Source organism: Magnetovibrio sp. PR-2 (genome assembly GCF_036689815.1).
Taxonomy (GTDB): Bacteria; Pseudomonadota; Alphaproteobacteria; order Rhodospirillales; family Magnetovibrionaceae; genus Magnetovibrio.
Genome location: NZ_JBAHUR010000009.1, coordinates 1 through 23,096 on the forward strand (window position 1 = coordinate 1; position 23,096 = coordinate 23,096).

16 protein-coding genes and 1 pseudogene are annotated in these 23,096 nt (G+C 54.8%); 7 read left to right on the forward strand and 10 right to left on the reverse strand.

The window, feature by feature from the left end; translation table 11 throughout:
* The coding region (locus tag V5T82_RS11635; RefSeq protein WP_332895812.1) for a hypothetical protein at nt 1-310 on the forward strand (310 nt) is incomplete at its 5' end.
* On the opposite strand, the gene V5T82_RS11640 is transcribed toward V5T82_RS11635, so the two are convergent.
* From V5T82_RS11640 to V5T82_RS11650, 3 genes are all read right to left on the reverse strand, one after another.
* Nucleotides 307-1,992, reverse strand: a complete 1,686-nt coding sequence (locus V5T82_RS11640) for a M23 family metallopeptidase (protein ID WP_332895813.1) — start codon at nt 1,990-1,992, stop codon at nt 307-309. The genes V5T82_RS11635 and V5T82_RS11640 overlap by 4 nt on opposite strands.
* 184 nt (nt 1,993-2,176) lie before the next feature.
* Entirely contained in the window at nt 2,177-3,094 is a 918-nt protein-coding gene (locus V5T82_RS11645) for a hypothetical protein (protein ID WP_332895814.1), read from the reverse strand.
* Nucleotides 3,060-5,084: a colicin E3/pyocin S6 family cytotoxin gene (locus V5T82_RS11650; RefSeq protein WP_332895815.1), complete on the reverse strand. Its 2,025-nt coding sequence runs from the start codon at nt 5,082-5,084 to the stop codon at nt 3,060-3,062. The genes V5T82_RS11645 and V5T82_RS11650 overlap by 35 nt, the downstream gene beginning before the upstream one ends.
* On the opposite strand from V5T82_RS11650, the gene V5T82_RS11655 reads away from it, so the two are divergent.
* A complete protein-coding gene (locus V5T82_RS11655) occupies nt 5,083-5,901 on the forward strand; it encodes a tetratricopeptide repeat protein (protein ID WP_332895816.1) in 819 nt (272 codons plus the stop codon). The two genes, V5T82_RS11650 and V5T82_RS11655, sit on opposite strands and share 2 nt — an antisense overlap.
* On the opposite strand, the gene V5T82_RS11660 is transcribed toward V5T82_RS11655, so the two are convergent.
* Together V5T82_RS11660 and V5T82_RS18255 are read right to left on the reverse strand one after the other, a co-directional pair.
* On the reverse strand, nt 5,902-7,968 hold the full coding sequence (locus V5T82_RS11660; protein WP_332895817.1) for a hypothetical protein: 2,067 nt from the start codon (nt 7,966-7,968) through the stop codon (nt 5,902-5,904).
* A 215-nt stretch (nt 7,969-8,183) separates the two neighbouring features.
* Nucleotides 8,184-8,261, reverse strand: a pseudogene (locus V5T82_RS18255) (hypothetical protein); the annotation flags it as partial.
* A 40-nt stretch (nt 8,262-8,301) separates the two neighbouring features.
* Between V5T82_RS18255 and V5T82_RS11665 the strand changes: the two are divergent.
* Nucleotides 8,302-8,928, forward strand: a complete 627-nt coding sequence (locus tag V5T82_RS11665; protein WP_332895818.1) for a tetratricopeptide repeat protein — start codon at nt 8,302-8,304, stop codon at nt 8,926-8,928.
* Here V5T82_RS11665 and V5T82_RS11670 read toward each other — a convergent pair whose 3' ends face one another.
* A complete protein-coding gene (locus V5T82_RS11670; RefSeq protein ID WP_332895819.1) occupies nt 8,929-10,701 on the reverse strand; it encodes a hypothetical protein in 1,773 nt (590 codons plus the stop codon).
* A gap of 1,568 nt (nt 10,702-12,269) precedes the next feature.
* Entirely contained in the window at nt 12,270-13,097 is an 828-nt protein-coding gene (locus V5T82_RS11675) for an OmpA family protein (RefSeq protein ID WP_332895820.1), read from the reverse strand.
* A gap of 306 nt (nt 13,098-13,403) precedes the next feature.
* Between V5T82_RS11675 and V5T82_RS11680 the strand changes: the two genes are divergently transcribed.
* The 3 genes from V5T82_RS11680 (at nt 13,404) to V5T82_RS11690 (ending at nt 18,554) form a co-directional block, all read left to right on the forward strand.
* Entirely contained in the window at nt 13,404-16,676 is a 3,273-nt protein-coding gene (locus V5T82_RS11680) for a PDZ domain-containing protein (RefSeq protein ID WP_332895821.1), read from the forward strand.
* 92 nt (nt 16,677-16,768) lie between these two features.
* Nucleotides 16,769-17,806, forward strand: coding sequence for a Ppx/GppA phosphatase family protein (locus tag V5T82_RS11685; RefSeq protein WP_332895822.1), 1,038 nt, complete (start codon nt 16,769-16,771; stop codon nt 17,804-17,806).
* Between the two features lies 1 nt (nt 17,807).
* The gene (locus V5T82_RS11690; RefSeq protein WP_332895823.1) at nt 17,808-18,554 is read left to right on the forward strand and encodes an RlmE family RNA methyltransferase; all 747 of its coding nucleotides are present in this window, start codon (nt 17,808-17,810) and stop codon (nt 18,552-18,554) included.
* Here the strand turns inward: V5T82_RS11690 and V5T82_RS11695 are convergent.
* From V5T82_RS11695 to V5T82_RS11705, 3 genes are all read right to left on the reverse strand, one after another.
* Nucleotides 18,551-20,284 carry a putative bifunctional diguanylate cyclase/phosphodiesterase gene (locus V5T82_RS11695; RefSeq protein WP_332895824.1) on the reverse strand — a complete coding sequence of 578 codons (1,734 nt, stop codon included), beginning with the start codon at nt 20,282-20,284 and terminating at the stop codon, nt 18,551-18,553. The genes V5T82_RS11690 and V5T82_RS11695 overlap by 4 nt on opposite strands.
* Before the next feature lie 124 nt (nt 20,285-20,408).
* Nucleotides 20,409-20,609, reverse strand: a complete 201-nt coding sequence (locus V5T82_RS11700; protein ID WP_332895825.1) for a hypothetical protein — start codon at nt 20,607-20,609, stop codon at nt 20,409-20,411.
* A gap of 2 nt (nt 20,610-20,611) precedes the next feature.
* Nucleotides 20,612-21,388 (reverse strand): FKBP-type peptidyl-prolyl cis-trans isomerase, encoded by a 777-nt coding sequence (locus V5T82_RS11705; protein ID WP_332895826.1) that lies wholly within the window; start codon nt 21,386-21,388, stop codon nt 20,612-20,614.
* 214 nt (nt 21,389-21,602) lie between these two features.
* Between V5T82_RS11705 and guaB the strand changes: the two genes are divergently transcribed.
* The gene (gene guaB / locus V5T82_RS11710; RefSeq protein ID WP_332895827.1) at nt 21,603-23,063 is read left to right on the forward strand and encodes an IMP dehydrogenase; all 1,461 of its coding nucleotides are present in this window, start codon (nt 21,603-21,605) and stop codon (nt 23,061-23,063) included.
* The last annotated feature ends 33 nt before the right edge of the window (nt 23,064-23,096 follow it).

The window sequence follows — 23,096 nt, forward strand, 5'->3', positions numbered from 1 at the left end:
TGTACAGTATCGCATTAATACAGCAACTGTCCTTACTCAAGACGACATGGAACATGAAGACATTATTCGCGAATTTACAAACCCACCAGATTGGTGGCAACCTGGATTTGTAGATTTTATTGTCTTCCGGCCAAACGAAACCGACGGGACTTGCTCCATTACAAACTGCCGCTTTATTGATAATCCATCTGGACCAACTGGTGACGAATGCTGCAACTACACTTATATCGCCTATCCTGTAAATAATGAGTGGCATATCAAAACTTGGTCATGGTGGGGGGATCATTGCCCCCCCCTTTTCAAGTATTAATTTAAGAAATTAGGTCTGAGATCCTTATACTTTCGCAAACCTGATTTGTTGTAGATCGGCATTTGCAGGTCGCGAACTTCAACATGAACATGATTTTCCATGCCCTCATTGCCCTTTTTTGAGGCAATATCTTGCGCTTGTCCGATATTGGTTTTTCCAGCAACAACCTTGTCGCCAATTTTGATACTCGGCGAGACATAAAAGTGGCGAACAACGTAACCATCTGGGGTTTTAACATCGACAATTTTATATTTACCATCTGGGTATGGAGTACCAATGGCAACGACTTTACCGCTAACTGTTGAGTTTATTGACTCACCTGATTTGGCAATAAAATCTACTCCCCTATGACGACCATGTGTTCTTGATGCATTGTATTCACCACTACCTTGATCATCCAAAGGGCGAACTGCTCCAGTTTTCGTCGGGCTAACCATCGCGGGCGGTAGTTTTTGCCCTTCAATGCCTTCTGCTACCTTGAAGCGGTAAGCTTCGCCAATGTCCTCCTTATTCTGTTGTTCAAATGGGTTTGCCCCTTTGGCTTCACGCGGCGGTTGGTAGGACGGATATTCAGGCCCTTTTTCTCCTGATTTCAGATACTCTGCCGCACTTGCACTGCTATCCGCCACCTGCACACTGGGACCTTCTAGGCTTTCAGGCTTTAGGGGGTCTGGACCCACGGGCAGCTCCATCTCGCGCACATATTTTGCTGCTAACTCGGGGTTTTTGCTGCGCATGTATTCTGCGGTTTCTTGCAGTTCAGCTTCAGCTTGTGGACCACCGTGTTTCAAAGCATCTTGGGCATAGGGTTTGTAATCCGTGACGTCCGTCTTTTTCAGCAAGGCATCCCCTTCCCGGGCGACTGCAGAGGCACTTTCAGCCGAAAGCGGTTGTGCCTTTGGCTTGTTGAGATGCGCCTTGGGGCCGGACCAGACTTCTTGCACGCGCGACGGTTTGTTTGCGGCCGCTTGGGCAGACTTCACACGTTGGCGCGTGGCGTCGGAGAAGGTGGAGATCTGTCGCTTTGGTTTCAGTTGTTTGATCGTCTTAAAATCGTTGACGCGCAGGTATCTGCCCGTCAACGGGTCTTGCATGGGACCCTCCGGGCCTTGCAACACCGGGTTGGTTTTGGATTTGGGAACCTTGAGTGCCAGCGAGGCGTTACTGAGGGAGGACGTTTGTCGCGGTGTGCCCAGCGCGTTGTTGGGTTGCGTGCGCTTTGGCGTGCTCCGACCAACGCCACTAGCGGCTTGGCCGTTGATGCCCGGCGTGCGAAACGACGTCGTATCCTTCGTCGCAAATTGATCCGAAAACACGTCGCTGATCCCACCAGTTGAGCCCTTGCTTTGCGGCCCCATGGCGTCAATGGTGTCGGACAGGCCGCTTTGCAAAGACGAGCCCAAAGCATTTCCTAAGGTCGAGCCCAACGGCCCGCCTATGGTGTCACTGACTTTTCCTGCTGCGTAATTCCCCACCGCCCCGGTGAAGGCATTTTTCAAGCCGCCGCTGATGTCGGTGTAGGACCCGTTGCCCAAGAAGCCACCAACCGTGCCGCCGAGGATTTTCCCCACGGGGCCACCAACCTTTTCGCTGATCTTGCGCGAGGCATAATCGCCGACATATTTCCCCGCAAGACTACCCACCGCCGACCCGGCAACGGGACCGAAGAAACTGCCCGCCATGGCGCCGAGAGCGGACCCGATGAAAAATTCCGGAAGACCCGTTTCGGGATTGATGGAGCCGCCGTCGGTGACGCGGACAGGTCATATGATAAATCAATTTACTCTGACCCCATTGACACCTATTTACTCTGACCCCATTGACACCTATGACCCCATTGACACCTACACCGAACCATATCTTTGATCAAAAGTCTCCGGCATCTGGTTCTTCGTCTACGACTTCGCTCGGAACGAATGGCGGGACATATTCATAAGCCCAATCTGGTTCGCGGTCTTGAGCCACGCGCCACCATTTTTCACCGTCCAAACCATCGGGCAGAGCAACACTGAAAGGGTTCCGGGGAATGCTAGGGTCGAGCCCTTTTGCGCGCATGCGCTTTTCCCATTCCGGCCGCAAGGGCTGCGGAAGCTTGTGACCACATCGGTGGCAGTAATTGACCGGAACAATTTCGATGGGTTGATGACAAACAGGTTTGTCCATATCAATAATCCGGATGCCGAACTCCCGTGTATGCGGCAGGTACGCATACATGCCACCTGCCCAAAACCAGAGCGGCCAACAGCTTTCACAATGATGTGCAGGTATGTCGGACCACCGGCTTTGGCCGGGGCAATCGGGGTCTTGAAATGGGGTCCATTCTGCTCCCGCAGCAACAAACGGCTCAAGCTCCCACCAATCCGTTTGCCCATCAGGTGGCCTGATTTTCGTCAAAGGCGGCTCCGGCCAACGATATTCGACATCCCGGGGCACGGCCCGGTTCATCCACCATTGCTCAGAATGATATTCCTCTGGCAAGTCCAAAGGCGAAATCGTGTCGTAGTCCGATTCCTCAATCAATCCCTCTGAATAGGCGTAGTGCTTCCAATCATAACAATGAATCGGCAAAGCTTCCCCAGTCCAAGGGCAAAAGCCTTCGCCACCATAGGGTAAAACCCCCTCGGCCAGCGGCTTTGCCATGACTTCGCGCGGGACGTCACCGGGCTGGATGAACGGTATTCCAAACACGCGCTCCACCGGGCCATAGAAGAGGGCGACGTTGGGGTTTGCCAACGCCGCCTGCATTTCTTCACACGTATCTTTGTCCGTCAGAATGAAAGTCATATACCAGATCGATCTTTCGTTTCGGTTTCGCGGGCTTAATGAGCTCGCCCGTCACAGGGTCCACGACACCGTCGTGAATCAGCTGTCTTCCTTGCATGCGATAGCGTTCCATTTCGCCACCATGGTTAGGGTCCCAGTCATAATACCGTTTCTCACTGCCTTTCAACCCATTCGTGCGCAAGTCAAGCCTCCCTCCTTTAGCACTCTTCAAATCCTTTACCTCAGGCAACCTCTTATATATACCATAAGGTGTGCTGCGCACCTCGTTTTTTTTGAGGTATTCTTTGCGATCTTTGAGATCGCGTCGGTACTGTTCACTGTTTTGATAAGCCTCAACTTTGGTTTTAGCAGGGGACTTTTTGTGAAACAGGCCATCATCTCGCGACTTGTTCCCCTTGTGAAGGGGGCCCACATCTTTTGCCCCCCGCACGCCCGCGCCTTCTGCGCCAAATAGGACGCCTTGCTCGGATGGGCTGATGGGGCCTTGGGTGAGGTCGTGGTAGCGTTCACCTAACATTTGAACCCGGCGCTTAGGGTCTTGTTGATTCAGGGCATCGTTTAAGTATTTGGCTTCATCAGAGCCTTTGCCATAGACCTTGTCGATTTCTGAACGCATTTGGTTTGGATCGCTGTAGTCTCCTTTCACGAGCTTGTTGAGCAGCGTCCCCCGCGTTGGGTCATAACTTTTTGTTGGATCAGAAACGTGCCGAACATTCGGGTCAACATTAGGATTTTCAATCCGGTTGTCGTTGGCATCCCACCACTGCCCATGTTCATCCTGGCGCGGGGCGTCGAATTCGGAATCCGTTTTTGACTGAGCCGGGTTTTGTAGCCCTGCTTTATCCAACTCCAACGCTTTGAACACCTTTTCGCCATGACCGGGGTGGCGTTGTTCAATTTGGTTGAGAAGGTCTTGCGTGTTGGCTTTACCTTGCTCACCACCTGTTGCGAGGGTGTCGTCAATGTAAGGCTTCATACTGGAGAAGTCCGTCGTTTTAACCACCGACCCTGCCGTGCGCGCGTTGGCAGAAGATGTTTCGGCGGATACGCCCGGTTGTGGTTTCGGCTTATTCAGATGTGCCTTCGGACCCGACCAGACTTCTTGAACACGGGGCTCGGCTTTTGGGGCTTTGAGTTCCATGCTCTGGGCGTGCTTGGTGTTTTGGGCACGGTAGACATGTGGGCGGGGGGTGTTTGAAATTTCCTTTGTTTGAGCTTTGGGGGCTTTGGGGCCGGACCAGACTTCTTGCACGCGCGACGGTTTGTTTGCGGCCGCTTGGGCAGACTTCACACGTTGGCGCGTGGCGTCGGAGAAGGTGGATATCTGTCGCTTTGGTTTCGGTTGTTTGAGCGGTTTAAAATCGTTGACGCGCAGGTATCGGCCCGTCAGCGGGTCTTGCATGGGACCCTCCGGGCCTTGTAACACCGGGTTGGTTTTGGATTTGGGAACCTTGGGTGCCAGCGAGGCGTTGTTGAGGGAGGACGTTTGGCGCGGTGTGCCCAACGCGTTGTTGGGTTGCGTGCGCTTTGGCGTGCTCCGGCCAGCGCTACCAGCGGCTTGACCGTTAAAGCCCGGCGTGCGAAACGACGTCGTGTCCTTGGTCGCAAATTGATCCGAAAGTGCGCCGCTGATGCCTCCGGTTTGCCCGCTTGTTTTCGGGCCCATGGCGTCAATGGTGTCGGACAGGCCGCTTTGCAAAGACGAGCCCAAAGCATTGCCTAAGGTCGAGCCCAACGGCCCGCCTATGGTGTCACTGACTTTTCCAGCTGCGTAATTCCCCACCGCCCCGGTGAAGGCATTTTTCAAGCCGCCGCCGATGTCGGTGTAAGACCCGTTGCCCAAAAACCCCCCAACGGTGCCACCGAGGATTTGACCCACGGGACCGCCAACCTTTTCGCTAATCTTGCGCGAGGCATAATCGCCAACGTATTTCCCCGCAAGACTACCCACCGCCGACCCGGCAACAGGGCCGAAGAAACTGCCAGCCATGGCGCCGAGAGCAGAGCCGATGAAAAACTCCGGCAGACCCGTTTCGGGATTGATGGAGCCGCCGTCGGTGACGCGGCAGGGATATACAAAATCAATTTACTCTGACCCCGGTGCCTGTTCGCTGATGCCCCTTGGGCGGCACAGTTCCATACCTCTTTTCAACGGTTTAACCCAAGGCTATACTCACGCCATGATGGATTTTCGCTCAAAACTTCTTGGACTGCTTTTGTGCTGCAGCCTTGTCGGTGGGTGTGTTGAAGACAGTTCGTCAACACTTCCCTCCACGCCGCTGGAGCGTGGTTTGGCGTTGTACTTTGACAAGGACTACCAAGCCGCCAAACCGATTTTGCTACCGTTGGCCGAAGCCGGGGAGCCCATGGCGATGCATGCCATCGGCTACATGCATGACTTCGGTTTGACCATGCCCAAAGACCCGAGCCAAGCCTGCGACTGGTATGAAAAGGCCGCCCAGGCGGACTTGGCCAAGTCTATGTATAGCTTGGCTAGATGCTATCATTTTGGTAAAGGTCGAAAACCAGACGACGAACAGCTGCATCACTGGCTTTTGAAAGCAGCCAATCATGGACACATACGTTCAATGATTAACCTTGCCGGTATGGACGAAACTGAAGGTGAAACATATCGGTTTTGGATGAACAGGGCCGTACAGGCTGGAAGTAAATTCGCCGCTGTTGATCTGTGGTTCTTTGGGTATGAAAACGATGTCCCAGGTTTACGCAGCCAGGACATCGTTTGCAATTTCATCAGAATTACCCTGTTCGGAGAAGATATTGATGCTTGTGACGACCTAATCTGATTATTGATCTCCAGGCCATGTTTTACGATTTCTCCTTTTACGCTCAACCGCCACATCCAAAGCCATATTGGCACCAGTATCTACCGCAGTTTCGGTCACATTCCGTGCACCTGTGGCGAGAAGATCGCGCCCTTCCCTTTTTACGCCATCCCCCAACCAAGAGCGCACACGCGGCCCCGCCCAATTCGCGACTTTGCCGCCGCCAACACGGCTCAATGGTGTCGTGGCGAAGGAGAATGCACCACGGGCGCGCGCATGTTTGATTTGCTGTTGGCGCGATCCGCCATCCAAAGCGACACGTTCCGCCGTTTTCCCCGCTTCGGTAAATGGTGCGGCAATCAAATCACCAGCGACATAGGCTAGACCTTTACCAAAGCGACGATGCAAGGCGACACCGGGCATGTCTTTATAAGCATCGGGCGGTGACAAGTGGTCCAATTTCTTGTTGATGTTGCGCGTGGTGTTGGGGCTCAAGGGTTGACCCATGGTCGCTTTCACCCCAGACACAATTTGCTTTCCTTTCTCGGCAATGGGAACTTTGAACGCATTGCCATGAAAGACGGATGAGGCTTTGCGTTGGCCTTTATACACAGCATCACGCTCGCGACGCTCAACCCATTTTGTATATTTACGCATGTCCGCTTCATAGGAAGGTGACGATGGGTCGGGGGCCTCTTTCCACATATAATTGCTGTACCGGGCATCGCTGTATCCCTTTTGGAAAAGTTGCAATTCTTCCGGCATGGAGTTGATCAAGTCCGGATCCGATTGTGCCAAAGCATGGAGCTTTTGCCCCAGCGCAACAGTGCTCTTTTCATCACTTCCGCGCACGACCCGTAATTCATTTTCCCACTTCTTGATGGCATCGCGTTCACGCTGAACCTTTGCTTGGGCAGACCCGGAACGCGCAATTTTACGTTCTTCATCCGTCATGTAACTGTCGTTATGTGCGCCAGAGGAGGCCGACTGAGAATCAAGAACCTCTCGATTTCCTCCGCGCGCACGCTTGCGTTCTTGCGCATTTAAGGTGCGCCCTTCTTTGGGCGCAGGCGATGCGCTGGCATTGTGAGTGTGCAACTTGTTTTGATATTTGTCCTGCGCGGCGCGGAACGTGTCTTGGGTATCTTTCGGCTTATTCAGGTGTGCCCTTGGACCCGACCAGACTTCTTGAACACGGGGCTCGGCTTTTGCTCCACTGAGCTCCATGGTTTGGGCGTGCTTGGTGTTTTGGGTGCGGGTGATGTGTTGGCGGGTGATGTGTGAGGGGGGGGTTGAAATCTCCTTTGTTTGGGCTTTGGGGGCTTTGGGGCCGGACCAGACTTCTTGCACGCGCGACGGTTTGTTTGCGGCCGCTTGGGCAGACTTCACACGTTGGCGCGTGGCGTCGGAGAAGGTGGAGATCTGTCGCTTTGGTTTCAGTTGTTTGATCGTCTTAAAATCGTTGACGCGCAGGTATCTGCCCGTCAACGGGTCTTGCATGGGACCCTCCGGGCCTTGCAACACCGGGTTGGTTTTGGATTTGGGAACCTTGAGTGCCAGCGAGGCGTTACTGAGGGAGGACGTTTGTCGCGGTGTGCCCAGCGCGTTGTTGGGTTGCGTGCGCTTTGGCGTGCTCCGGGCAACTCCACCAGCGGCTTGGCCGTTGATGCCCGGCGTGCGAAACGACGTCGTATCCTTCGTCGCAAATTGATCCGAAAACACGTCGCTGATCCCACCAGTTGAGCCCTTGCTTTGCGGCCCCATGGCGTCAATGGTGTCGGACAGGCCGCTTTGCAAAGACGAGCCCAAAGCATTGCCTAAGGTCGAGCCCAACGGCCCGCCTATGGTGTCACTGACTTTTCCTGCTGCGTAATTCCCCACCGCCCCGGTGAAGGCATTTTTCAAGCCGCCGCTGATGTCGGTGTAAGACCCGTTGCCCAAAAATCCACCAACCGTGCCGCCGAGGATTTGCCCCACGGGACCACCAACCTTTTCGCTGATCTTGCGCGAGGCATAATCGCCGACGTATTTCCCCGCAAGACTACCCACAGCCGACCCGGCAACAGGGCCGAAGAAACTGCCAGCCATGGCGCCGAGAGCGGAGCCGATGAAAAACTCCGGCAGACCCGTTTCAGGGTTGATGGAGCCGCCGTCGGTGACGCGGTGAAGCAGCTCGGCCTCTGCGGGGTGATGTGAGCCAAGATGGTGTCGCCGTTGCGGCCCTTGGATTGCAAGTGCTGGGCCATGGCTTTAACGGTTTCACCCTCGGCATTGATGACGCCGTCGACCTTTAGGCCTTGTTTGGATTGAAAGTCTTTGATGGCGTCAAAGAGGTCGCGGTCGGGGTATTCGCTGATGCCCCTTGGGCGGCACTGGTCCATATCTCTTTTCAACAGTTAAACCCAAGGCTATACTCACGCCATGATGGATTTCTGTTCAAAACTTCTTGGACTGCTTTTGTGCTGCAGCCTTGTCGGTGGGTGTGTTGAAGACAGTTCGTCAACACTTCCCTCCACGCCGTTTGAGCGTGGCTTGGCGTTGTACTTTGACAAGGACTACCAAGCCGCCAAGCCGATTTTGCTACCTTTGGCCGAAGCTGGGGAGCCCATGGCCATGCATGCCATGGGTTACATGTATGAGAATGGTTTGACCACGTCCAAAGACCCGAGAAGGGCCTGCGATTGGTACGAAAAGGCCGCCCAGGCGGGATTGGCCAAGTCAATGTACAGCTTGAGTAACTGTTACTATTTTGGAGAAGGTAGAAAACTAGATGAAGACAAGATGCATCATTGGCTTCTGGAGGCAGCCAATGATGGTCTTATTTACGCTATGGTTAATCTGGCGGCTAATGACGAAACCGAAGGCGAAGTTTATCGGTATTGGATGAACAAAGCTGCTAAGGCTGGAAATAAAAATGCTGCTGTGAGCCTATGGATGTTCGGGTATGAAGACGATGTCCCGGATTTGCGCACCCAGGACATCGTCTGCAATTTTATCCGTATCCTTATTTTTGATGAGGACATCACAGCATGTGACGATTTAAAATAGTTACTGTGGTTGATTGCGAGACTTATCTTTTCTCCTTTTGCGCTCAACCGCCACATCCAAAGCCATATTGGCCCCAGCATCCACACCCGTTTCGGCCAAGTTCCGTGCACCTGTGGCGAGAAGATCGCGCCCTTCCCTTTTTACGCCATCCCCCAACCAAGAGCGCACACGCGGCCCCGCCCAATTCGCGACTTTGCCGCCGCCAACACGGCTCAATGGTGTCGTGGCGAAGGAGAATGCACCACGGGCGCGCGCATGTTTGATTTGCTGTTGGCGCGATCCGCCATCCAAAGCGACACGTTCCGCCGTTTTCCCCGCTTCGGTAAATGGTGCAGCAATCAAATCACCAGCGACATAGGCTAGACCTTTACCAAAGCGACGATGCAAGGCGACACCGGGCATGTCTTTATAAGCATCGGGCGGTGACAGGTGGTCCAATTTCTTGTTGATGTTGCGCGTGGTGTTGGGGCTTAAGGGTTGACCCATGGTCGCTTTCACCCCAGACACAATTTGCTTTCCTTTCTCGGCAATGGGAACTTTGAACGCATTGCCATGAAAGACGGATGAGGCTTTGCGTTGGCCTTTATACACAGCATCACGCTCGCGACGCTCAACCCATTTTGTATATTTACGCATGTCCGCTTCATAGGAAGGTGACGATGGGTCGGGGGCCTCTTTCCACATATAATTGCTGTACCGGGCATCGCTGTATCCCTTTTGGAAAAGTTGCAATTCTTCCGGCATGGAGTTGATCAAGTCCGGATCCGATTGTGCCAAAGCATGGAGCTTTTGCCCCAGCGCAACAGTGCTCTTTTCATCACTTCCGCGCACGACCCGTAATTCATTTTCCCACTTCTTGATGGCATCGCGTTCACGCTGAACCTTTGCTTGGGCAGACCCGGAACGCGAAATTTTACGTTCATCATCCGTCATGTAACTGTCGTTATGTGCGCCAGAGGAGGCCGACTGAGAATCAAGAACCTCTCGATTGCCCCCACGCGCACGCTTGCGTTCTTGCGCATTTAAGGTGCGCCCTTTTTTGGGTGCAGGCGATGCGCTAGCATTGTGGGTGTGCAACTTGTTTTGGTACTTGTCCTGAGCCGCGCGGAACATGTCTTGGGTGTCTTTCGGCTTATTCAGGTGCGCCTTTGGTCCCGACCAGACTTCTTGAACGCGGGGCTCGGCTTTTGCTGCACTGAGCTCCATGGTTTGGGCGTGCTTGGTGTTTTGGGCGCGGGCGACGTGTGGGCGGGTGTTTGAAAGCTCTTTTGTTTGGGCTTTGGGGGCCATGGGGCCGGACCAGACTTCTTGCACGCGCGACGGTTTGTTTGCTGCCGCTTGGGCAGACTTCACACGTTGGCGCGTGGCGTCGGAGAAGGTGGAGATCTGTCGCTTTGGTTTCGGTTGTTTGAGCGGCTTAAAATCATTGACGCGCAGGTATCTGCCCGTCAACGGGTCTTGCATGGGACCCTCCGGGCCTTGCAACACCGGGTTGGTTTTGGATTTGGGAACCTTGGGTGCCAGCGATGCGTTGCTGAGGGAAGACGTTTGTCGCGGTGTGCCCAACGCGTTGTTGGGTTGTGTGCGCTTTGGCGTGCTCCGGCCAGCGCCACCATCGGCTTGGCCGTTAAAGCCCGGTGTGCGAAACGACGTCGTGTCCTTCGTCGCAAATTGATCCGAAAGTGCGCCGCTGATGCCTCCGGTTTGGCCGCTTGTTTGCGGGCCCATGGCGTCAATGGTATCGGACAGGCCGCTTTGCAAAGACGAGCCCAAAGCATTGCCTAAGGTNGTGGGCGGGTGTTTGAAAGCTCTTTTGTTTGGGCTTTGGGGGCCATGGGGCCGGACCAGACTTCTTGCACGCGCGACGGTTTGTTTGCTGCCGCTTGGGCAGACTTCACACGTTGGCGCGTGGCGTCGGAGAAGGTGGAGATCTGTCGCTTTGGTTTCGGTTGTTTGAGCGGCTTAAAATCATTGACGCGCAGGTATCTGCCCGTCAACGGGTCTTGCATGGGACCCTCCGGGCCTTGCAACACCGGGTTGGTTTTGGATTTGGGAACCTTGGGTGCCAGCGATGCGTTGCTGAGGGAAGACGTTTGTCGCGGTGTGCCCAACGCGTTGTTGGGTTGTGTGCGCTTTGGCGTGCTCCGGCCAGCGCCACCATCGGCTTGGCCGTTAAAGCCCGGTGTGCGAAACGACGTCGTGTCCTTCGTCGCAAATTGATCCGAAAGTGCGCCGCTGATGCCTCCGGTTTGGCCGCTTGTTTGCGGGCCCATGGCGTCAATGGTATCGGACAGGCCGCTTTGCAAAGACGAGCCCAAAGCATTGCCTAAGGTCGAGCCCAACGGCCCACCTATGGTGTCACTGACTTTACCAGCAGCGTAATTCCCCACCGCCCCGGTGAAGGCATTTTTCAAGCCGCCGCTGATGTCGGTGTAGGACCCGTTACCCAAGAAGCCACCAACCGTGCCGCCGAGGATTTGCCCCACGGGACCACCGACCTTCTTGCTGATTTTCTGTGCGGCGTAGTTGCCGATCATCTGTCCGCCAACATTGCCGACAAAAGAGCCCACCCCTGGGCCCATAAAGCTGGTGGCCATGGCACCTAACGCCGAGCCAATGAAGAACTCCGGCAGGCCGGTGTCTGGGTTGATGGACCCGCCGTCGGTGACGCGGTGAAGCAGCTCGGCCTCTGCGGGGGTGATGTGAGCCAAGATGGTGTCGCCGTGCCGCCCATGACGGCGCACCAACTCGGCGGCGGTCTTCAGTGACGTTTCGGTTTCTCCACCCGGCTTCATCACACCGTCGTTTTTGAGCCCCGTGCCCTTTTGAAAGGTTTTGATGGCATCAAACAACGCCCGGTCGGGCACGTCTGTCACGCCCCAGTCGGGGGCTTCGTAAAGCCCCAGCTCTTGCAAGGTCAGTTTGGCTGATAAAACGTCGGCAGGATCGGCAGCGGCATTCGCTGCCAGGGATGATTTGAGTTGGACACATTTTGGCATGGATTAAAATCCTATATTAAGAGCATGCAGAAACACTCACGCCCTAAAGCGCGGTTCCGGAGCATACCGGGGTTAACAAAAACGGGAGGTGCGTCTGCGGTCTCAGACCGTCAGAAAGAAAATGCCTAGCGTGCCAACACAATACCGGGCTGCTCCGTCTGCCATTCAAAGCTCACGACTAAGCCCAACAGAAGCACCATGAAACAAAAGATAAAACATAACGCAAACAAAGTCAAGAATTATTTCCTATTTGCGGTCACCTCACATGTTTTACAGAGCGGTGCATGCACAAAAAAAGGGAGAGCCGAAGCTCTCCCTTTTGCATTTGGTGTTGCCGGGAACTTATTTGAACACGACTTCCACACGACGGTTGAGGCGGCTCTTCACGCCGTCATCCGTGGCTTCCATCGGGCTGGTCTCACCCGCATGGGAGCTGGAAATTTGCGTCCCGATGCCTTGAACCATCAAAGCCTTCGCAACCGCTTCTGCGCGTTTTTGGGACAACATCATGTTGTAGTCCGCGTTGCCGGAGGTGTCGGTATGGCCAATCACGGTGGCTTGTTTGACGCCAGCTTTTTTCGCTGCTTCTACAGCCACTTTCACTTGTGACATTGCGCCGCTGGAAACTTCTGCGCTGTCGAATGCGAAGTAAACGATCAACGGCTTGAGTTCAGGCTTAGCCATCACCGGTTTTTCGCCGACACAATCAGGCAGTGCCGTTTCAAAGCTGGTTTTCGCAGCTGCGATGTGATCGGGCTGGTGGCCTTCTTCGGATTGTTCCATCCAATGTTCAAGGAACGTTTGTGCGCGGGCACATGCATCTGAGTTCACTTGCGGAGCATTGGTGCCCAAAGCTTTCGTCAGACTTGCGTGGCCCATTTTGATGCCGTCCATATCGGCTTTCAAAGCGCGTGCGCTCGGGTCTTGCAACATCGGCGCTTGACCCATAGCAGCCATTTTCGCGTTGTCGTTAAAGAAGGCCACGGACTGCCAGTCACCTTCTTCTTTTTCAAATACCGCACGTTCACTATAGCGTTTGTGCAAGGCTGAAGCATACGCATCGCCCTGATCAGACATCATCTTAACGCCTTCAACGTCGTAGGAGCTGGCACAAGCGGCCAGCATACCCATAGCGCCCAACAGAGCACTGGCTTTCATTACATTCTTCATGGAGTTCCTCCCGAAATTACAAAAACAAAGGTCGAAATATTTATCTGGCCACTCAACCGAGAGTCTACGCATCCCACACTTAGATGTGAACCGAAATCCGTCGTTTCAATGGGAAACCGACACTCAAGTTCAAGAAATATCACTTATTTGCCTATTACATTACCCAAATGAGTTACACTCTTATGATCTTGAGACGGATGAGGACCGTAAGTGCGCATATATCGACCAGTTTTTATTGTTTTGGCATCATTGCTTGTATCGGCCCTCACAGCATGCCAAGCCACCCACCAATATGCTCCCCTCACCTTGACAAGCCTGAACTCAGGTCAATCGCGGGCGCTGGACATTGCCGCCACAGGCCCATGGCGTGACAGCGCCGTAAACGTCAAAGCCGGCGAACGTTACACAATTGCGACACAAGGCACATGGTCAGCCGGTCCATTTTGTGGAAACACGGATGCGGGCGGGCTCAAAACCGAAACTTTGATGTGCATGAAGGCCATTTTCGCCAATGCCTTCCCCCACCCCGACGCGCCCATCGGCGCTCTCATCGCCAAAGTCGGTAAGGACGGTCAACCGTTTGTCGTCTCAGATGCCCAGCCCCTTTCGATTGAACAAGACGGCACCTTGTTTTTGCGCATGAACGACCCGGACGCGATCATGTTCGACAATTCAGGATTTATCGAAGTCACAATTGAGCGACACCAAGAAACGACGGCCCAAATTCCCGAACAGTCCCCTGAACAGTCAATGGAGCTGGAGAGCGTCGGGCCTCAAGCTACGCCCCATGCACCCACGACACCGCGCGCGCCCCTTCGCTTACAACCGAACAAAACGAACCAACACGTCCATGTTCCCCGCGCCCAAGGCACGGGTTTTTACGGAGCGGAACAAGACATCGGCTTTAATGTGTTGGACAATATGGCCTATGACCTCCACACAGGGCAGCTCACCCTTGGCGGACACTTCGATCCGAGCTTAGGCGGTCCGCGCATTCCTTATCTGCAACACCTTGCCACACTGTTGGAGCAGCCTGAGCCGCAAGTGTCTTTGGACTGGACGCGCGAATTTGAAAGCCGCATTGCCGCCTTTTTCGATCGCATGGACAATGCTGAAAACATGGCCCGACTGGTGGGCTCTGGACGTTTGATGGATGACAACGGAAATGTCACACACAAGGGTCGTGTCTTTCTGCCCGTCTTCGGCGTAAAGGCCTTCGACCATGGCCGAACGGCAGGCGCACTGGGGGCAGAGACCCGTATGAAAGAACTGGGGGTGTTGGAGATCACATCCATCACACCCGGCTCGGCGGCGGATCGTGCAGGCTTGCGCGTCGGCCAAACCATCCACCACGTCAGCCGCAACGGTGGCCTCGCACAGCAGCCTTTCCTTCCTGCGACACTCACGCGTTTCGTTCGTTTTGCGGGCGAAGGTGCGCAGATCCAATTTCATATGGATGGTTACAATCCCGACACGGCAATACCCGTCACCCTGGATGGATATGCGGGAGATTCCTGGGCGCACATGACGCGCTACGACATTATTGAGCGGATCATGCGGGCCGGGAACAAGCCCAAGGCTGCAAACGTGATCCAAGCGGTCGGCGAATTCGTGCGCAACCAAAGCACGCCTGCGGGCGAACTCGCCATGCAGTCGATCATGTACGCGACCAATTCCAACCAAGTTTTTGAAACCAACAAAGCCCGCTACACCGCAGGCGACATGTCCAAAGCGGACATGATGGCGGATTGGATGCGTGCCTTGGTTTTGGGCATGGAAGACGCTATGGAGCTGCCCCGCAATGCATTGCTCAGCGTTTGGGAAACTGAATACCAGCGCACCGGCGATGCTTTGGGTGTCATTGATACCGTGATCGGGGAAATGAACCGCTTGGCCGCGCCTATGGTCGCAACAGCCCTGCGCACGGCACTTTATAAAAACGATCACATCTCAATGCCGATTTCGATTTTGGACCCGTCGTTGGATTTCACACCCGAAGTCACCCCCCGCTTTGTCGGCTTGGACCCGACGTCAGAACTTGCCCGCTTGTTTGTCGAAGCCGACTATATCGCCAAAGCCATCGTACATATGCCGGTATTGTCCGATCACGTCAGCGGATACAAAACCGAATACGAATTCGGCGAAGCCCGTCCGGGCGCCGTCACGGATACGTCCAACCGGCTGTGGATCGAGCCCGGACGCATGCAGGTCCAGCGCAATCGCGACAATTCCGCGCTGCAATTTGGCAAAACCGAAATGCGCATCAATGTTGCGCGCGCCATCAGCAGCCAAGCGGAACGTTATGACGATGGCTATTCACGTTACCTCACGCGCCTGTATGCGGACCTGGCCAAAGAGTTCTCCCCTCTCCACGAATTGCGTGAAGCGGCTAAGTTGGCTGTGGCGGCACGCTGGATCAAAAGCTTGGACCCTGGGTTTAAACTGCCCCCAAAGGGTCGCACGCGGCTCGACCTGCCAGAAACGTTGGAAGGGTTCGTCACACTGATTTGGTCCCCGAAACGCGTCAAAGTCAGCCTAATCGCACCCGGCGGCATCGATTTTAAAGTGCCTCCTATAGGTCCGTCCGGCCCCGTATTTCCCGGCGCCCAACGCGTGAACATTCCCATTGACGCCTCTGTGGTGGACCTCAGCACGTTTGACGTTGTGACGCCAAAACCCTTTGAGCCTGCGGTGCAAACAAAGGTCACGCCAAATCACAGACGTTTGCTCACACAACCACCCGTGCCGTCCAGTGTCCGACTGGTCGGGCGCGCGACGAAGGGGCAACGCACACTGAGCAGACTTGACGGGTTTCGCACGCAAGCTCTTGCACACGAAAATCGCTGCGACGGCGAACTGTCCCGGGCGACCAGTGAACATCTTGTTTATGTCCGTTCCATCGCGCAAAAACTGCAAGGGGTCGAAGATGCCCTGAACGCCATCACCGCGCAGCTGCCCGAACGTCAACGCACATTTGCACGCCTCAATATCGTCTTTAAAGACGAACAAGCCCATTTGCGCGAAGCAGCCTTGGATTTAGCATCCAGCGGCTTGCTCGGCGTTTATGACGAGCTTAAAGGGGCAAAGACATTTCGCTCCATCCAAGATTTTGAAACGCTGCTCGACACACTGCGCGCTTCCAAAAGCAAACTTCGGGATCTTTCGTTAAAGCTCGCCAACTTAGACCTCGCCATCAGCGCCGCTGCAGCGCGTTCCTTAGAAGAGCGGGAACAAGCAACCTTGGACCTGCTTCACTTTGTCAAAGACAGCATCGGCGATGCCTCAAACGTATCAGGTAGCCCGGCACTGACACGTGCACTTCGCGTTTCTGCAGCAACGTTAAACATCGGCGCAAAAGCCCAACGTGCCGTTGACGCTGTGGCCAGTCTGTACATGTTACAAGACGCAGCCGAAACCCTGAACAGCCTTGAAACCGTCACAGAAGCCGAGGGTGAAGGGCTGAAAACCAGTCTGCTGGCGCTGCAACGCACGTTGGCTGACGAGCTGAGCACAGCATTGTCTCACCCGCTCATGATGGATCTGCAAAACCCCTCGGCCAAGCTTGACTGCGCCAAGTGATGCATTGCGCCGTTTGTCCCTTTGCACTCAAGAGAGGCGTGCGCTATTGTGGGAAAATGAAAACCATGCGCGAGATATGGACTCTTTAGAATATGACGCCTCCCCGCCCTCAGTCCGCCATCAACAAGAGCGAGTTGTTCACGAACCCGGCGACGGCCTATGCCGCCATCGATTTGGGGACAAACAACTGTCGCATGCTGGTCGCACGCCCACACAAAAACAATTTCCGTGTGGTCGATAGCTTTTCACGTATCGTCCGCCTGGGCGAAGGCGTCGCCAGCGAAGGCCGCCTGCAAGAAGAGGCCATCAAGCGCACCGTGAATGCTTTGAAAGTCTGCCACGCCAAAATCCGCTCGTCCGGGGCCAGACGCGTGCGCTCGGTTGCTACTGAAGCCTGTCGCCGAGCGGAAAACGGGGATGAATTCTTGGCCCGCGTCAAAGAAGAAGCCTGCCTGGACTTAGAAGCCATCAGCCCTCAAGAAGAAGCGGAACTGACCTTAAGAGGTTGCGCGCCCTTGTTGGATCAAGCCCGCCCGCATGCCTTGGTGTTCGACATCGGCGGAGGTTCGACCGAAGTGGTGTGGATTGACGCCACACACAAAAATGGACCGCAAACCCGCGATGTCATTTCCCTGCCCCACGGCGTGGTGACCTTGACCGAAGATTTCGACGGGCGCACCAACGCGGGCGAATCTTATGAAGAGATCGTCGACTTGATCGCGCGCAATCTCGAAGCCTTTGATCAACGCAATGGCATTTCCAAAGCCGTCGCCGAAGACCGCGTGCAGATGTTAGGCACATCGGGAACAGTGACGACGTTAGGTGCGCTTCATCTTCAACTCAGCCGCTACGACCGCTCCCGCGTGGATGGGTTGAGCCTCGGCTTTGGCGACATCTGCGATGTGGTAACGTATTTGGGCAACCTAGACGCCGAGCAGCGCTTGCAACATCCCTGCATCGGGCCGCGCCGATCCGATCTGATCATGGCGGGCTGTGCCGTGTTAGACGCGGTCTGCCGCCGCTGGCCGGTGGGCTCGCTGGTCGTTGCCGACCGCGGCATTCGCGAAGGCATCTTGCTGAACCTAATGAACGAAGACGGCTATAGCTTCACCAGCCGGGACGGAGACTAGCATGGTTAAGCCGCCCAAAGGCTTCAAAGGTTCCAAACGCCGCCAAAGTGACGGCGAAGGCAAAGTGCGCATGAAGCACGAAAAAGTCAAAACCGCACGCGGACGCAAGTATTCATCCAAACTGTGGTTGGAACGCCAATTGAACGACCCTTATGTGGTCGAAGCCAAACGCAAAGGCTATCGTTCGCGCGCGGCGTTCAAGCTGCTGCAACTCAATGAGAAGTTTCACGTCTTAAAATCCGGCGCACGCATTGTGGATTTGGGCGCAGCCCCCGGTGGCTGGTGCCAAGTTGCTGCCGACGTCGTGCTGAAAGGCAAAAACGGCCACAAAGGCAAAATCGTCGGCATTGATTTGCTGGAGATGGAGCCCCTGCCCAACGTCACCTTGTTTGAAAAAGACTTCACCGATGACGATGCCCCCGACATGCTCAAAGATGCATTGGGCGGTGAAGCCGATGTGGTGATGAGCGACATGGCCGCCTGGGCCACGGGTCACAAAGCCACCGACCACTTACGCATTATCGGGCTCACCGAAGTCGCGCTGGAATTTGCCTTGGAAGTGCTCACGCCGGGCGGGCTGTTCTTGTCTAAAGTTTTGCAAGGCGGTGGCGAAGGCGATTTGCTCAACACCATGAAAAAGCATTTCAAAACGGTGAAACACGCCAAGCCCGATGCATCGCGTTCCGACTCGGCTGAGATGTATGTGGTGGCGATCGGCTTTAAGGGCCGTCCTACAGACAACGGCTAAATGTGATAGCTGATCTGCTCGCAACGGATCTTGTCATCACCGTTTTGGCGACGGCAAAATTCCACGAATTCATCGGACGGTAAGGGCTTACTGTAGAAATAGCCCTGGACAAAATCACACCCGACTTGGGATAAGAAGCTCACTTGCGAGGCTGTCTCTGCGCCTTCGGCAACGACCTTAAAGTTGAGCTTGTGCGCCATACTGGTGATGGCGTCCACCAACACCGCGTCGGCGGAATTGTTTTCCATGTTGTCGATAAAGGCTTTGTCGATCTTAATCGTGTCGACGGGCATGCGGGTCAGATAGCTCAAAGACGAATAGCCCGTACCAAAATCGTCAATGGCCATGGACACGCCGAGCTTTTTAATCCCTTCCAATTTTTCATGCACCATCTGCGTGTTTTCCATCATCAGACCTTCGGTGATCTCAAGACGAAGTGTGTTGGCTAAGGCTTTGTGCTCTTCCACAATCTCTTGAACCGATTTTGCGCAATCGCCTTTGACGCATTGGCTGGGGGAGAGATTGACCGAAACCCTAAGCGGCGGCAGTCCAATATCTTGCCAAACCTTCAAATCCATAAGCGCTTTGCGGATGGTCCAATCGCCGATGCTTAAGATAAGATCCGTGTCCTCTGCAATCGGAATAAACTCCGCAGGCGGAATCCAGCCCCGATCGATATGTTGCCAACGCAACAAGGCCTCTGCGCCCACGACATTTTCTGTGAGCAGGTCGATGATGGGCTGGTAGTTCAGCATCAACTCGTCATTTTCGAGCGCTTTGTACAGATCGCTTTCAATTTTCACGCGGTTCGTCACAAGGTCGCTGACTTCCTTGCAATGGTATTCGACGGAACCCTGGCCCTGCTTTTTGGCTTCCTCAAGCGCACTATCAGCATGCGACAACAAGCTTTCTTCCACATTACTGAGCTCTTTTGTTAACTCTTCGGAGAACGCTGAGGTGGGGAAAGCCGACACCCCAATGCTGATGGACAAACGCACTTCCGTCCCGTCGTAGGTGAAGGGAATAGCCAGCGCCTTTTGTACCTTGTCGACAATTTTGCGGATGGTGAGTTCATCTCTCATGCCAACCAAAATGACGGCAAATTCATCCCCGCCCAGGCGTGCAACGGTGTCGGTGTCGCGCACGCACCCGGTGATGCGCTCAGCCACCTGCGACAAGATCACGTCACCCGCTTCATACCCCAGCAATGTGTTGACCTGCTTAAACCGGTCAATGTTGAGCACCAAAAGAACGGTCGATAATTTGTCGCGTCTTGCGCGGGCTAAGGCTTGAGACAAGCGGTCGAAAAAGAAATCACGACTGGGTAAATTGGTAAGCGACGCCAAGCCTTTTTGCTCGACGCCTTCAAGCTCCTCACCGCGCAGTGGATAAACTGCGACATATCTGGCCCCTTCGGACTGCTCACCGCCAATGGCCGAGATCACCAATTGGCGCGCAAAAATCTCACCGTCCTTTTTACGATTGATAATCCGCCCTTGCCAACGTCCGTCTTGGTCAAGCGTGGTCCAGAGGTCTTGGTAAAACTGTTGATCGTGCTGCCCCGAACTCAATACGTTCGGATTTTGACCCAACATGTCATCGTTCGTGAAACCGGTTAAGTCCGTGAACGCATCGTTCACAAATTCGATACGGTTGTCCGAATTTGTGATCACGACTGGATTATCAACCAGGTCCAAGACCTCAGTCAGATTTTTAATGTTTTCAATCATCTGATCCCACGATCAATCTCAAAAGCACGTATTGTCATACTAATGAAAGAGCGCCCCTTATTCAACTTTAGCAGTTCAGTTGAAAAAAGCGAGGACCTCGTCGTCGAAGTGTAAAGTGACGGGGTTAATCTTGGGCGGTCTTCGGCTTCTTATTCTTCTCATCCGTGCTGAAACGAAAGCGTCCAAAGAGGATGCAGCCCTTCATGCCGGGATCGCAGACAGGCATGGTGTTGCCGTCCTCGTCCTCAACTTCCCCAATGACGGATTTCATGGAGACGCGTTTACAACGCCCACGCAGCTCGTAAGAACAGCCCCAACCGCTCATGCTTAGCCTTCCGGAATTTGTGCTTTAACCACGGGGTTGCCGTCTTTGATCCACTTTGTAATGCCGTCGGTGACGTTGTAGATCTTTTCGTAGCCCAGCTGGTCGGCCAGTGCTTTAGACAGAAATGACGTGCGACTGCCGGTGCGGCAGATCACGATGACTTCATCACCTAAGCCAGCAACCTCTTGGAATTGCGGCACGAACGCCTTGTTGAATTTGGCCCGGGCGTCAAACGCCGTAATGAGTTTGGAGCCTTCAACCACACCGGTCTTTTTCCATTCGTCTTTGCGGCGAATGTCAACAATCGGCACGCCGCGCGACAGCATCTCTTTAAGCTCGCCATTGTCAATGTTGGTGAAGTTCGGACCGACAACGTCCAACAGTTCCACGTGGAATTTCAACGTCGCGTTCGGCGGGATCGCATCGCCAGCGCCGCGCTTGCCGTAGCCCAGTTCCGGCGGGATGATCAGTTCGCGCTTGCCACCGACTTTCATGCCTTGCACGCCTAACTCCCAACCCGGAATGACGCGACCTTCACCCAGCGTGAAAGTGAACGGTGTGCCGCGATCCAAGCTGGAATCGAACTTGTTGCCGTCCAGCGTCCAGCCCGTGTAGTGCACGTGCACTTCGGAAAAGACCTGGGCTTCTTTACCGTCGCCGACTTTTAAATCGTTGACTTCCAACGCCGGGCCGTCCGCAGCCAGAGCCGAAGCCGAGAAGCCCCCCATCACAGCCACAATCAACGTGGCGAGGGTTTTCTTCAAAGATTTCACAGTCATGCGGGCTTCCGATCTTGTCTATTTTTAAGCGTGTGCGCGGTTCGTTGTGATCCATGATATAGTGTGAAAAATACGGCCAGACAATGGCGGAATTCCGGGGTTGAGCGGCGCCCCATTTAGAACGTCTAAAAATCGCGGTTTTCCGTATCAAAACGGCTTGGCAAGCGGGCACTTATCTGTATGATTACGCGCCAACTCTGGACCAGGAGGTGGCATGTCCATCCAAGAAGCTCTCACATTCGATGACGTACTGCTAACCCCGCGGGAATCCGACGTTTTACCCGCCGAGGTGGACACGCGTACGCAGCTCACCAAAACCATCACTTTGGGAATCCCGTTGCTGTCCGCCGCCATGGACACAGTGACCGAAGGCAAAATGGCCATCACCATGGCGCAAATGGGCGGCATGGGTGTGGTTCACAAAAACCTGGATGTGGAAGAACAGGCGGCCGAAGTGCTCAAGGTCAAAAAGTTCGAAGCGGGCATGGTTGCCAACCCCGTCACCATCACGCCGGAAGCGACCCTGGCCGAAGTCATGGCGCTGAAAGACCAGTTTGGTTTTTCCGGTATTCCGGTGGTCGAAGAGGGTTCTCAAAAGTTGGTCGGCATCATCACCAACCGTGATGTGCGCTTTGCCCGCGACCCGTCCCAAAAAGTCGGCGAGTTGATGACCAAAGAAGTCGTCACCGCGCCGTTGGGGGTTGATCGTGACGAAGCCATGCGCTTGCTTCACCAAAATCGTATCGAAAAGCTGGTGGTGGTCGATGAAAGCGGCCGTTGCATTGGCCTGATCACGGTGAACGATATTCAAAAGGCTCAAGAACACCCCAACGCGTGTAAAGACGACCAAGGCCGTCTGCGCGTTGCGGCGGCCACCGGCGTTGGTCCCGCCGGAATTGAGCGCGCCGAAGCTCTGGTCGCTGCGGGCGTCGATCTTTTGGTTATCGACACGGCCCACGGTCACTCCAAGGGTGTGGCCGACGCGGTTCGCGAAATCAAAGCCCAATCCAACGAAGTGCAAATCATGGCCGGCAACATCGCCACGGGCGAAGCCGCCGAAGCCTTGATCGCAGCGGGCGCGGACGTCGTGAAAGTCGGCATCGGACCGGGCACCATCTGCACCACGCGCATGGTCGCAGGTGTGGGCGTTCCGCAATTGTCAGCCGTTTTGGAAACCGCTGAAGTTTGCAAAAAGACCGGCACGCCTTTGGTGGCCGACGGCGGCATTAAGTATTCCGGCGACATCGCCAAAGCCATCGCGGCGGGTGCCAACGCGTGCATGATGGGCTCCATCTTCGCAGGCACCGACGAAAGCCCGGGCGAAGTGTTCTTGTACCAAGGCCGTTCTTACAAATCGTACCGCGGCATGGGCTCCATGGGCGCCATGGCGAAGGGCTCCAAAGACCGCTATTTCCAAGGCGACGTGTCCGACAACCAAAAGCTGGTCCCCGAAGGCATCGAAGGCCGCGTGGCTTACAAAGGGCCCGTGGGTCCGGTCATCCACCAAATGGTCGGCGGATTGAAAGCGTCTATGGGCTATACGGGATCGCGCACCATCGACAACATGCAAGAACGCGCCATCTTCCGCCGCATCACCGGTGCGGGCTTACGTGAAAGCCATGTGCACGATGTCACCATTACGCGCGAAGCGCCGAACTATAGGTCTGGAAGCTAAAGCTTCCTAAGCCCCACTTTTTTAATGCCGCAC

Bases quoted from the DNA above. Each gene is read 5' to 3' on its own strand.
- V5T82_RS11640 (WP_332895813.1), bottom strand. From the start codon at position 1,992: ATGGCGGGCAGTTTCTTCGGTCCCGTTGCCGGGTCGGCGGTGGGTAGT.
- V5T82_RS11645 (WP_332895814.1), bottom strand. From the start codon at position 3,094: ATGACTTTCATTCTGACGGACAAAGATACGTGTGAAGAAATGCAGGCG.
- V5T82_RS11655 (WP_332895816.1), top strand. From the start codon at position 5,083: ATGGCGCCGAGAGCAGAGCCGATGAAAAACTCCGGCAGACCCGTTTCG.
- V5T82_RS11650 (WP_332895815.1), bottom strand. From the start codon at position 5,084: ATGGCTGGCAGTTTCTTCGGCCCTGTTGCCGGGTCGGCGGTGGGTAGT.
- V5T82_RS11660 (WP_332895817.1), bottom strand. From the start codon at position 7,968: ATGGCTGGCAGTTTCTTCGGCCCTGTTGCCGGGTCGGCTGTGGGTAGT.
- V5T82_RS11665 (WP_332895818.1), top strand. From the start codon at position 8,302: ATGATGGATTTCTGTTCAAAACTTCTTGGACTGCTTTTGTGCTGCAGC.
- V5T82_RS11675 (WP_332895820.1), bottom strand. From the start codon at position 13,097: ATGAAGAATGTAATGAAAGCCAGTGCTCTGTTGGGCGCTATGGGTATG.
- V5T82_RS11685 (WP_332895822.1), top strand. From the start codon at position 16,769: ATGACGCCTCCCCGCCCTCAGTCCGCCATCAACAAGAGCGAGTTGTTC.
- V5T82_RS11690 (WP_332895823.1), top strand. From the start codon at position 17,808: ATGGTTAAGCCGCCCAAAGGCTTCAAAGGTTCCAAACGCCGCCAAAGT.
- V5T82_RS11695 (WP_332895824.1), bottom strand. From the start codon at position 20,284: ATGATTGAAAACATTAAAAATCTGACTGAGGTCTTGGACCTGGTTGAT.
- V5T82_RS11700 (WP_332895825.1), bottom strand. From the start codon at position 20,609: ATGAGCGGTTGGGGCTGTTCTTACGAGCTGCGTGGGCGTTGTAAACGC.
- V5T82_RS11705 (WP_332895826.1), bottom strand. From the start codon at position 21,388: ATGACTGTGAAATCTTTGAAGAAAACCCTCGCCACGTTGATTGTGGCT.
- guaB (WP_332895827.1), top strand. From the start codon at position 21,603: ATGTCCATCCAAGAAGCTCTCACATTCGATGACGTACTGCTAACCCCG.